We start from the raw sequence: 11,495 nt of genomic DNA, 5'->3' as shown, positions 1-11,495 counted from the left end.
GTGTTATGATTGCCTAGGTTTTCTACGATAGTAGAAGTCCGTTTATTTCCAACCTTGATATCTTTAATAATAGCGTAGTTGATAGTGTTTTTTGACTTTGATTGTTTAACTCTCATCTTTTCATACCTCACTCCATTATAACAAAGTACGAGAAAGTACGCAAATGAAAAGTGGTAAAATTTGACAAGAAAATGCTCTTATATCAACCTTTATGAGGATTTTTTTACTTCATAACTGTCAAAGTCCCGAGGGNCAACCCTCTTTTTTGGTGTGTGCCAGTCCTCCTTATGGTATAATAAAATAAATAATATCATTTATAAACGATAATGGAGGTCGTCATGGACAATATCATCGATGTGTCAATTCCTGTTGCAGAAGTGGTGGATAAGCATCCAGAAGTCTTGGAAATCCTAGTGGAGCTGGGTTTTAAACCCCTTGCTAATCCCTTGATGCGTAATACTATCGGTCGCAAAGTATCGCTTAAACAGGGATCTAAGCTGGAAGGAACCCCTATGGACAAGATTGTCCGCACACTGGAAGCGAATGGCTACGAAGTGATTGGATTAGACTAATGGCAGATGAAAGGATTCATGTCCTACGGGATATTTTGTTAGAATTGCATAATGGGGCCTCTCCTGAGTCGGTTCAGGAGCGCTTTGATGCGACCTTTACAGGTGTTTCAGCTATCGAGATTTCCCTTATGGAGCACGAGCTGATGAACTCAGACTCAGGTGTCACCTTTGAAGATGTTATGGAGCTCTGTGATGTCCATGCCAACCTTTTTAAAAATGCTGTTAAGGATGTCGAAGTTGCAGATACCGAGCACCCAGGACACCCAGTTCGCGTCTTCAAGGATGAAAATCTGGCTCTCCGTGCTGCCTTGATTCGCATTCGGAGATTGTTAGATACCTATGAGTCTATGGAAGATGAAGAAATGATTGCGGAGATGCGTAAGGGTTTGGTGCGTCAGATGGGACTTGTGGGGCAATTTGACATCCATTACCAACGTAAAGAGGAACTCTTCTTTCCTATCATGGAGCGCTATGGACACGATTCACCCCCAAAAGTTATGTGGGGAGTGGATGACCAGATTAGGGAACTCTTTCAGACAGCCCTAGCGACAGCTAAGTCATTACCAGAAGTGCCGATTTCTACTGTGAAGGAAGCTTTTGAAGCCTTTGCGACAGAGTTTGAAAGTATGATTTTCAAGGAAGAGTCCATTCTCCTTATGATTCTCCTTGAGTCCTTCACCCAGGATGACTGGCTTCAGATTGCGGAGGAGAGCGATTCCTACGGTTATGCCATCATCCGTCCGTCTGAGAAATGGGTGCCAGAAAGACAGAGTTTTGTTGAGGAAAAGAGTGCAGAGGAGCCCGTGCAGTTAGATACGGCAGAGGGTCAAGTGCAGCAAGTCATAGATACGCCAGAGGGGCAGTTCACCATTACCTTTACCCCTAAGGAAAAAGAATCAGTGCTGGACCGCCATAGTCAACAGGCTTTTGGGAATGGCTATCTCTCGGTCGAGCAGGCCAATCTCATTCTCAATCACCTTCCTATGGAGATTACCTTTGTCAATAAGGACGATATTTTCCAGTATTATAATGACAATACGCCAGCTGATGAGATGATTTTCAAACGGACGCCGTCCCAAGTCGGGCGCAATGTCGAACTCTGTCATCCGCCTAAGTATTTGGACAAGGTCAAGACTATCATGAAGGGTCTTCGTGAGGGAGTCAAGGACAAGTATGAGATGTGGTTCAAGTCTGAGTCGCGAGGTAAGTTTGTCCACATCACTTACGCCGCAGTGCACGATGAAAACGGAGAATTCCAAGGTGTGCTGGAATACGTTCAGGATATCCAGCCCTACCGTGAGATTGATACGGACTATTTCCGTGGACTAGAATAAGGAGAAAAAAATGAGTTACGAACAAGAATTTATGAAGGAATTTGAAGCTTGGGTTAATACTCAGATTATGATTAACGACATGGCGCATAAGGAAAGCCAAAAAGTCTACGAAGAAGACCAAGACGAGCGTGCCAAAGATGCCATGATTCGCTACGAAAGCCGTTTGGATGCTTATCAGTTTTTACTTGCTAAGTTTGAAAACTTCAAAGCAGGCAAGGGATTCCATGATTTGCCAGATGGCTTGTTTGGTGAGCGAAATTATTAAACGAGAAAGGTTCTTGATTTTTCACTAAAATCTTGATAGAATATTTATATTAAATCCTTGTCAGAGCAGGGGTTTTTTATTGAAAGGATTTTATCATGTCAAAGAAACTCAATCGTAAAAAACAATTACGAAATAGCCTCCGTCGTGCAGGTGCTTTCTCAAGTACTGTGACGAAGGTTGTAGAAGAGACAAAAAAAGTCGTAAAACGTGCAGAACAGTCAGCAAGCCAAGCTGGTAAGGCTGTTTCTAAAAAAGTTGAGCAAGCAGTAGAAGCTACTAAAGAACAAGCTCAAAAAGTAGCCAATTCTGTAGAAGATTTTGCAGCAGACTTGGGTGGACTTCCACTTGACCGTGCCAAAACTTTCTATGATGAAGGAATCAAGTCTGCGTCAGATTTCAAAAACTGGACTGAAAAAGAACTCCTTGCTTTGAAAGGAATCGGTCCAGCTACTATTAAGAAATTGAAAGAAAACGGCATTAAGTTCAAGTAATCTTTCTTGTCCCTTGCAATTCCAAGAAAAACTTGCTACAATAAAGCCATCAGAGGTGTTTTGAATCCCACATTTTACAGAAAGTGGCGGTGCTGAGAAGTCCACAAATGTGTCAAAACTGGTTGCTGATGACTGAAAAAATGAAATATTACTGTCTTTTTATTTTAAAGACAAGAGTTGCGGGCTTTGCCCGAAATTGGGTGGTACCGCGGATAAACACATTCGTCCCTGTCATGTAGATGGCAGGGATTTTCTTTTGTGTCTTAGGCAAAGGAGGTTGTTATGAAACAATCTTTTAAAACAAGTAAACTCTACTATGGCTTTCCTATTTTTATTTTAGGATATCAAGATCAGAATTTTGGCTATAACATCACGACCTGTAGTTCCTCTTATAGTTTAGGAGATTGGATTGTGGTTGGAGTCGTTGCGAGAGAGAATGTCGCAGAGCAAATTAAACATTATCAAAAATTTACTGTGAATATCCCTGATGAAAATCTCATGCTCGAGATGGAGCAGGCTGGTTTTATCAGTCATCAGGAGAAATTGGAACGTTTGGGAGTGCATTATGAAATTTCTGAACGAACTGAGGCACCGATTTTAGAGGATTGTCCAGTCGTTTTGGATTGTCAGGTAGATCGGATTATCGAGGAAGAGGGAATTTGTCATATTTTCGCTAAGATTGTTGAGCGACTTGTTGACCCAGAACTTTTGGATGAAAAGGGACATTTTAGAAATGAACTGTTTGCCCCAACATATTTCATTGGAGATGGATATCAGCGCGTCTATCGTTATCTGGACAAGCGTGTAGATATTAAGGGGAGCTTCATCAAAAAAGCGAGGAAGAAGGATGACAAGAGCTGAGTTACCAGAACGGTTGGAAACAGAGCGACTTATCCTACGAGTCCGCACAGTGGCTGACGCCGAGGATATCCATGCCTACGCTAGTCTCCCAGAGGTCTCCTATCCAGCAGGCTTTCCTCCAGTCAAGACCTTGGAAGATGAGATTTATTATCTGGATCATATCCTTCCTAAACGTAATCAAAAGGAGAATCTCCCAGCTGGCTATGGAATTGTCGTTAAAGGGACTGATAAAATCATTGGCTCTGTTGATTTTAACCATCGTCATGAAGATGATGTTCTTGAGATCGGCTATACCTTGCATCCAGACTATTGGGATCGAGGCTATGTTCCAGAAGCAGCGTGTGCCTTGATTGATCTAGCTTTTAAAGAACTTGGTCTTCACAAGATTGAACTAACTTGCTTTGGATATAACCTTCAAAGTCAACGAGTCGCGGAAAAGCTTGGCTTTACCCTCGAAGCTCGCATAAGAGACCGCAAAGATGCTCAAGGCAACCGTTGTGACAGTCTGATATATGGCTTGTTGAGGAGTGAGTGGGGGAGTTTTTTTACGAGTAAGATATATTCTTGTTTTTATATTCTTTAAGAGGAGACATGATGAGAAGTAGTCATAATCAAATATTAGATGCTTGGATTACAGTAGAACAATTATCAGAAGGGAATATTGAAAAAAGTGATTCTAAGTATAAAATTTTTCAAGGGGATGATTATCAATCAATATTAAAAGATTTTTTAAAACGTCAAAAATTAAAATCTAGTTCAGGGATTGCTGTTTATTGTGGAATTTTCCCTTTTCGAAAAATTATTGAAGTGTTAAGAGGCAAATACAATTTAAAGGAGACGGAGGAAGAATTGGGAAGAGCTTCTTATAAATTTACTTTTGCTCTATACTTTGATAAAGATTTGAAGTTCTTAGCTGATAAGTTTTTTTTAACTATGAGTGGGCAAATTTTCAAAAATAGGGAATTGCCTAAAGATTTCTTAATAGCAGAAAATGAGCTTCGAGAACAATTAGGTCAGGCCTTTCTTGATGGAGAGTTCAACGAAGTTTTTAGTAAACTTCTCAAAAAGTATGAGATTTCACCAAGTGATTGCAGATATTATTTTGTTAAGAATTTTGATGACGAAATAAATTTACATTCATTTTTTCTAAAGGATTTGAAATATGCAAAATCAATTTATAATGAAAATCTCAATAGTTATTTGTCAGGATTCGATTCTGTAAGGGTCAATCTGGACAGCAATAAAGAATCATCCTATTTTAATCCCAAAGATTTAGAAACAATACTTGAACCAAAAAATTATCCATTAGGAAGATTTCCTAGTAACCCTAGATATGCTCTTTCTATGATGCAACAAGTAGCTGTAAATCTAGCTTCAAATGCGGATGAGGAGGTAAGAAGTGTCAATGGACCTCCGGGGACTGGTAAAACGACACTTTTAAAAGACATTTTTGCAGATTTGGTAACGGAACAAGCTAGAATTATTAGTGAATTATCGGATCCTAAACTTAAAGGGAATCTAGTTTATCATGATAATCCTTATCTTATTGCAAAATTACCAAAAGAAATTGCAGATAAAGGAATCGTAGTTGCAAGTTCTAACAATGGAGCTGTTAAAAATATTGTTAATGAATTACCCCAAAGAAAAGAAATCTATCAGAAATCAAATTGGTTAGATGAATTAAAGAAAATTAATTATTTTGCTGAAATCAGTAATGATTTATTGTTAGAAGATGAAGATGTTTCTAACGACAAAAAACATTGGGGATTATTTTCGATAGAAGGTGGAAAAAAACAGAATAGAGACCGTCTGCAAAATGCTTTAAAAGCAATACGACAAGAGTTGAATTCGGATAAATTTCAATCGAATACATCAGTATACGAAGAGTTTAAAATTCAATATCAGAAGCTGTTTGATAAAAGAGAAAAGATGCAAGAGATAGCAGATAAGATTCGATTGCATGTAAAATTGAAAAATGCTTACCAGCAGGTTGAGATAGAGTTCCATCAGGATGATGCTCAAAGACGTTCAGAACTATCTAAAATACGGGATAAATATACTCAATTAGAAAATAGTAAAAAGAAAATAGAAACTGAGCTGTCTGAACGCGAGCATCTTATTTCTATGTTAAATGTTAACAAACAGATAGCAACACAAGATGTCGAGTTGATAAAATTACAAGCTCCACGTTTCTTATGGTTAAAAAGACTTTTCACACCATCGAAATTAGATACTTATTTTACGAGATTGAATCAAGCGAATGAAAGTCTAAAAGCAGAACTGAAGAAAGTACATGATGAAAGTCAATATTGCCACGCTTTGCAAAAAGAGATAAAAATGCATGAACTTGAATTAAATCAATTGAGTCAAAGGCAACAGAGGTATAATGAATGGAAATCTAAACAAGAAGATAAATTAATTCGTCATCAGGAAAAAATTTTGAAATTACAATCGGAACTTGCTACATGTACAGTTAATAAGTTGAATTTTTCCGTTACGTATGAAGAGCTGCAAGTATCAAATTTTTGGTTTGATGATGCCTATCGAGAAGAGCAGAGTCGTTTGTTTATTAAAGCACTTGCAGTTAGAAAACAATTTATATATGACAATAAAAAGCATTTTGAAAAAGCGTTATGGATTTGGGAGAAACCTCAAAACTATTCAATGAGAGATAATGCTAGTGATTTATATAAAACTGCATGGGATTGGATTAATTTCACTGTTCCAGTTATTAGTACAACTTTTGCAAGCTTTAATTCCATGTTTTGGTGTTTGCCTGAAAATAGTATTGGTAATGTATTTATTGATGAAGCTGGTCAGGCATTACCTCAAGCAAGTGTGGGGGCTATTTTTAGAAGTAAGCATATTATGGCTGTTGGGGATCCTTCTCAAATACAACCAGTACAGACTATGGATAAAAATATTTTAGGATTTTTAGCACAGCACCACAAGATAGACTCTAAATATCTTGTATCATCAACGCAAGAATTGATGGATTCTGCTAGTAGATATGGTTTTAAAAAACAAGATGGGACATGGATAGGACTTCCTCTCTGGGTTCATCGTCGTTCTAGTGATCCGATGTTCAGTATTTCCAATAAAATTTCTTATGATAACTTAATGGTTCAAGGAAAGGAAGAAACTCGAGGTCTGGGAGAATGGTTTGACGTTGGTGGAGGTGCTAAGGATAAATTTGTTCCTGAGCAAGCTGATTATTTGAAAGAAGAGTTGCAGAAAAGACATGAGGAATTTGATGATATTTATGTCATTACTCCTTTTAAAAATGTATCGGTTCAACTAGCAAAAGAACTAGATAAAATCGGTTTTACAAATCGGGAAAATGGAAAACCTATAAATGTAGGGACGGTACATACTTTCCAAGGAAAAGAAAATAAGATTGTATATTTTGTGCTTGGAGCAGATAATATGAGTGAGGGGGCTGCTCGCTGGGCTGTCTCTGAACCCAATATTTTAAACGTTGCAGCGACTAGAGCTAAAGAAGAGTTTTATATTATTGGGAATAAATCTCTTTACAAAGCCACACAGAGCCCTATTATAAGAGATACCATTGATATTTTAGATGCTTATCAAAGTAGCTTAGAAATTAACTAGAAAGGACAAACACATGTCTAAAGAACTTTCACCTAAATACAATCCAGCCGAGGTTGAGGCTGGTCGTTACCAAAAATGGCTTGATGCCGATGTTTTCAAGCCTTCAGGCGATCAAAAGGCTAAGCCTTATTCAATCGTCATTCCACCACCAAACGTAACTGGTAAGCTTCACCTTGGTCACGCTTGGGATACGACTCTTCAAGATATCATCATCCGTCAAAAACGGATGCAAGGCTTTGATACCCTTTGGCTTCCTGGTATGGACCACGCTGGTATTGCCACTCAGGCTAAGGTTGAGGAGCGCTTGCGTGGAGAGGGCATTACACGTTATGACCTAGGTCGTGAAAAATTCCTCGACAAGGTCTGGGAATGGAAAGACGAATATGCCACTACTATCAAGGAACAATGGGGCAAGATGGGGCTCTCTGTAGACTACTCTCGTGAGCGTTTCACTCTTGACGAAGGTTTGTCAAAAGCTGTTCGCAAGGTCTTTGTGGACCTTTACAAGAAAGGTTGGATCTACCGTGGTGAGTTTATCATCAACTGGGACCCAGCAGCTCGCACAGCCCTTTCTGATATCGAGGTTATCCACAAGGATGTCGAAGGTGCCTTCTACCACATGAACTATATGCTGGAAGATGGTTCACGCGCCCTTGAAGTTGCGACTACTCGTCCTGAGACTATGTTTGGGGACGTTGCCGTTGCGGTCAATCCAGAAGACCCACGCTACAAGGACTTGATTGGTAAAAATGTTATCCTTCCAATCGCTAATAAATTGATTCCAATCGTTGGAGACGAACACGCTGATCCTGAGTTTGGTACTGGTGTCGTGAAAATCACACCTGCCCATGATCCAAACGACTTCTTGGTTGGTCAACGTCACAACTTGCCACAAGTCAACGTCATGAACGATGACGGAACAATGAATGATTTGGCCTTCGAATTTGCAGGCATGGACCGTTTTGAAGCTCGTAAGGCAGTCGTTACTAAGTTGGAAGAAATCGGCGCCCTTGTCAAAATTGAAAAACGTGTCCACAGTGTTGGTCACTCAGAGCGTACAGGTGTTGTGGTTGAACCACGCTTGTCTACTCAATGGTTCGTTAAGATGGACCAATTGGCTAAGAATGCTATTGCCAACCAAGACACAGAGGACAAGGTAGAATTCTACCCACCTCGTTTCAACGATACCTTCCTCCAATGGATGGAAAATGTTCACGACTGGGTAATCTCTCGTCAGCTCTGGTGGGGTCACCAAATCCCTGCTTGGTACAATGCTGAGGGTGAAATATATGTCGGCGAAGAAGCTCCAGAAGGCGACGGTTGGACTCAGGACGAAGACGTCTTGGATACTTGGTTCAGTTCTGCCCTTTGGCCATTCTCTACCATGGGCTGGCCGGATGTCGACTCAGAAGACTTCAAACGTTATTATCCAACATCAACTTTGGTGACTGGTTATGATATTATCCCGTTCTGGGTATCTCGAATGATTTTCCAAGGTTTGGAATTTACTGGCAAATCGCCATTCAAAAATGCATTGATTCATGGTCTGATTCGTGACGAGGAAGGCCGTAAGATGTCTAAATCACTGGGCAATGGGATTGATCCGATGGATGTTATTGATAAGTACGGAACAGATAGCCTGCGTTGGTTCCTTTCAAACGGTTCTGCACCAGGTCAAGACGTGCGCTTCTCTTACGAGAAAATGGATGCTTCATGGAACTTCATTAACAAGATCTGGAACATCTCTCGCTACATCCTCATGAACAATGAAGGCTTGACCCTTGAGCAAGCAACTGCCAATGTGGAAAAAGTTGTCAACAAGGAAGCTGGTAATGTCACAGACCGCTGGATTCTCCACAACCTCAATGAAACCATCGGAAAAGCAACTACCAACTTTGACAAGTTTGAGTTTGGTGTGGCTGGTCACATCCTCTACAACTTTATCTGGGATGAGTTTGCGGACTGGTACGTTGAGTTGACTAAGGAAGTCCTTTACAGCGATAATGAAGAAGAGAAAGTTATCACACGTTCTGTTCTCCTTTATACTTTGGACAAGATTCTTCGTCTCCTTCACCCAATCATGCCATTCGTGACAGAGGAAATCTTTGGGCAAATCTCAGAAGGCTCTATCGTGACAGCAGAATACCCAACTGTTAATCCAGCCTTTGAAGACCTCGCTGCTCACACAGGTGTAGAGAGCCTCAAAGACTTGATCCGTGCCGTTCGTAATGCGCGTGCGGAAGTAAACGTAGCACCAAGTAAGCCAATCACCATCCTTGTTAAGACAAGCGATAGCGACTTGGAAGCCTTCTTTAACAGCAATGTCAACTACATCAAACGCTTCACAAATCCAGAACACTTGGAAATCGCATCAACCATCCCTACACCTGAACTCGCAATGTCAAGCGTCATCACAGGAGCAGAAATCTACTTGCCACTGGCAGACCTCCTCAATGTCGAAGAAGAACTAGCTCGCCTCGACAAGGAACTCGCTAAATGGCAAAAAGAACTGGATATGGTCGGCAAGAAGCTCTCTAACGAACGTTTCGTAGCCAATGCCAAACCAGAAGTCGTCCAAAAAGAACGCGACAAACAAGCCGACTACCAAGCTAAGTACGATGCGACCGTAGCACGTATTGATGAGATGAAGAAGTTAGTTAAATAAACACAGAAACACGGTGATGAGCCGTGTTTTTATGGTATACTGGTTATAGTAATTATAATTAGGAGTAAAATTAGTGGAATTAAAGGTAGCTACTATTTATACGATTGATAGAGAAAATAATACTACAACAAAGAATATACCAGATGATGGCATAAAATTTGATGAGTATCTTCATACAGTTCTTATTACAATAGCAAATAATAAAATTGTAAAGAATTATAAATCAAAAGCAGAAACAACACAAGTTATAAATTGTATAAAAAATATAATAGATAATCAAAGCGAACCAACTGTTTGTGAAGAATTTTTTGAATCAGTTTCTATGAGATTGTTGGAGAAAGAAATATCTGCACAGAGTAAAATAGAAAAAATGAAAAAATCTGTTCAAGTTGGGTCACTGATTCAAGCATTGTTTTATGATAGAGATAATCAAAGATATATGTTTTTACTTGCAAAAGTAGCTCATGTTGTTTTTGTAAATCAAGTAGGTTTATCAGATACACAAGGTTTTCCAAAAGATATTAAAGTTTATAAATCAGCAGCTTTTTATATTGATGCAACTAGTAGCGAAGAGATTGGAGTTCAACTACATCAAGATACAATTACTAAGTATTGGTATGATGAATTTCTGGAGTTAATTGAATTGACTAATGATGAGGAAAATACAAAAAACGCTTTCAATGCTATTGATGGTTTTTTGAATAGAAAGATTAAGCAAGAATATCCAAAAGATCGAGCATTTTTAAGGAATTCTTTTATTCATTATTTCAGAACAAATGCTACTATGGATTATGATTCTATGATTGATGACATTTTTAATGATTATTCTTCTATTGATGAATCATTTCCAAGAGAACGATTTAAAAATGAATTACTTGAATTACCAGAAAAGAAAAAATTTGAGAGGAATTTTCAAGTAGTTGCCGATATTGTAAAGGCTAGAATCCGTACAAATTATGAAGTATACCCGGGCATAAGATTAACAGTTTCAGAAAATAGAGAAGTTATTGAAACTTATACAGAACAAGGGAAAAAGTATTTAAAAATACAAGTTACCGATGAAACGACTTATTTAGAATTTACGCATGGAAATGACAATATATGATATTCTATTAGAAAAATTTAAAACTGATGATGATCGACTTTACTTTGAAGCCAAACAATCATTTTCTCTGGAAGAACTACCTGGAATTTCATTCTTTAAGACTCTTATAAAGGCAGTACCAGAACGAGATAAAATAATAATTAATTTAACTAATGATGCCGGGAGAGAGTTACGAATTGATAATGTAACACTGAATGATGTTTATATAGATTTTATATCTTACTCTGATCAAATCGACGTAACTATCTCTATAAATAAAAACATTTTAAATAATACTCTATCAATCTTTAATTACAATAAGTTTATTGATAATCTAAGCAAGCTTGATAACGTTGTTTTTCTGAATTTTTTGAGTTCGATAATAACTAGCAAAGTAGAGTATATTTTTTTTGAAGTTTATGATAACGATATGCTTGGTAAAGCATATCGAACAGAAACTATATTTTTTAAATATTATAAAGATAAGTGTTTTGAATATTCGAAAACAAATATATTAGAATTGTTTTCGAAAGTATTGTTTACTAATAATTTTTTTAATTTAAATGAGTTTCCCTTACTTCCAAACGATTTTCATATAGTCAGTAGTGAGT

General features: G+C 38.3%; 10 protein-coding genes. All 10 read left to right on the top strand.

The genetic code is table 11. The features are described 5' to 3' along the window. The first annotated feature begins 338 nt into the window (after nt 1–338). A complete protein-coding gene (locus D8787_RS10385; RefSeq protein WP_000368734.1) occupies nt 339–572 on the top strand; it encodes a DUF1858 domain-containing protein in 234 nt (77 codons plus the stop codon). Further along, nucleotides 572–1,906: a DUF438 domain-containing protein gene (locus D8787_RS10380; RefSeq protein WP_125423590.1), complete on the top strand. Its 1,335-nt coding sequence runs from the start codon at nt 572–574 to the stop codon at nt 1,904–1,906. The genes D8787_RS10385 and D8787_RS10380 overlap by 1 nt, the downstream gene beginning before the upstream one ends. 10 nt (nt 1,907–1,916) lie before the next feature. Further along, entirely contained in the window at nt 1,917–2,171 is a 255-nt protein-coding gene (locus tag D8787_RS10375; protein ID WP_102210533.1) for a DUF1912 family protein, read from the top strand. Between the two features lie 95 nt (nt 2,172–2,266). Next, complete coding sequence (locus D8787_RS10370; RefSeq protein ID WP_125423587.1) at nt 2,267–2,662, top strand: helix-hairpin-helix domain-containing protein; 396 nt, start codon at nt 2,267–2,269, stop codon at nt 2,660–2,662. A gap of 282 nt (nt 2,663–2,944) precedes the next feature. After that, complete coding sequence (locus tag D8787_RS10365; RefSeq protein ID WP_125423584.1) at nt 2,945–3,523, top strand: flavin reductase family protein; 579 nt, start codon at nt 2,945–2,947, stop codon at nt 3,521–3,523. Continuing rightward, a complete protein-coding gene (locus D8787_RS10360) occupies nt 3,510–4,106 on the top strand; it encodes a GNAT family N-acetyltransferase (protein ID WP_125423581.1) in 597 nt (198 codons plus the stop codon). The genes D8787_RS10365 and D8787_RS10360 overlap by 14 nt, the downstream gene beginning before the upstream one ends. 11 nt (nt 4,107–4,117) lie before the next feature. Beyond that, a complete protein-coding gene (locus tag D8787_RS10355) occupies nt 4,118–7,135 on the top strand; it encodes a DEAD/DEAH box helicase (protein ID WP_125423578.1) in 3,018 nt (1,005 codons plus the stop codon). A gap of 13 nt (nt 7,136–7,148) precedes the next feature. Then, a complete protein-coding gene (locus D8787_RS10350; RefSeq protein WP_125423575.1) occupies nt 7,149–9,800 on the top strand; it encodes a valine--tRNA ligase in 2,652 nt (883 codons plus the stop codon). A gap of 73 nt (nt 9,801–9,873) precedes the next feature. Next, a complete protein-coding gene (locus D8787_RS10345) occupies nt 9,874–10,905 on the top strand; it encodes a hypothetical protein (protein WP_125423571.1) in 1,032 nt (343 codons plus the stop codon). Further along, nucleotides 10,886–11,495 (top strand): hypothetical protein (locus D8787_RS10340; RefSeq protein WP_142999766.1); only part of this gene is annotated, 610 nt, incomplete at its 3' end. The genes D8787_RS10345 and D8787_RS10340, both read left to right, overlap by 20 nt.

The organism is Streptococcus mitis, from assembly GCF_003944325.1.
Classification (GTDB): domain Bacteria; phylum Bacillota; class Bacilli; order Lactobacillales; family Streptococcaceae; genus Streptococcus; species Streptococcus mitis_CW.
This window is presented reverse-complemented; position numbering and strand designations above follow the sequence as displayed.

Coding starts and splice junctions, on each gene's coding strand:
- D8787_RS10385 (WP_000368734.1), top strand. CDS start 339: ATGGACAATATCATCGATGTGTCAATTCCTGTTGCAGAAGTGGTGGAT.
- D8787_RS10355 (WP_125423578.1), top strand. CDS start 4,118: ATGAGAAGTAGTCATAATCAAATATTAGATGCTTGGATTACAGTAGAA.
- D8787_RS10360 (WP_125423581.1), top strand. CDS start 3,510: ATGACAAGAGCTGAGTTACCAGAACGGTTGGAAACAGAGCGACTTATC.
- D8787_RS10375 (WP_102210533.1), top strand. CDS start 1,917: ATGAGTTACGAACAAGAATTTATGAAGGAATTTGAAGCTTGGGTTAAT.
- D8787_RS10365 (WP_125423584.1), top strand. CDS start 2,945: ATGAAACAATCTTTTAAAACAAGTAAACTCTACTATGGCTTTCCTATT.
- D8787_RS10350 (WP_125423575.1), top strand. CDS start 7,149: ATGTCTAAAGAACTTTCACCTAAATACAATCCAGCCGAGGTTGAGGCT.
- D8787_RS10370 (WP_125423587.1), top strand. CDS start 2,267: ATGTCAAAGAAACTCAATCGTAAAAAACAATTACGAAATAGCCTCCGT.
- D8787_RS10380 (WP_125423590.1), top strand. CDS start 572: ATGGCAGATGAAAGGATTCATGTCCTACGGGATATTTTGTTAGAATTG.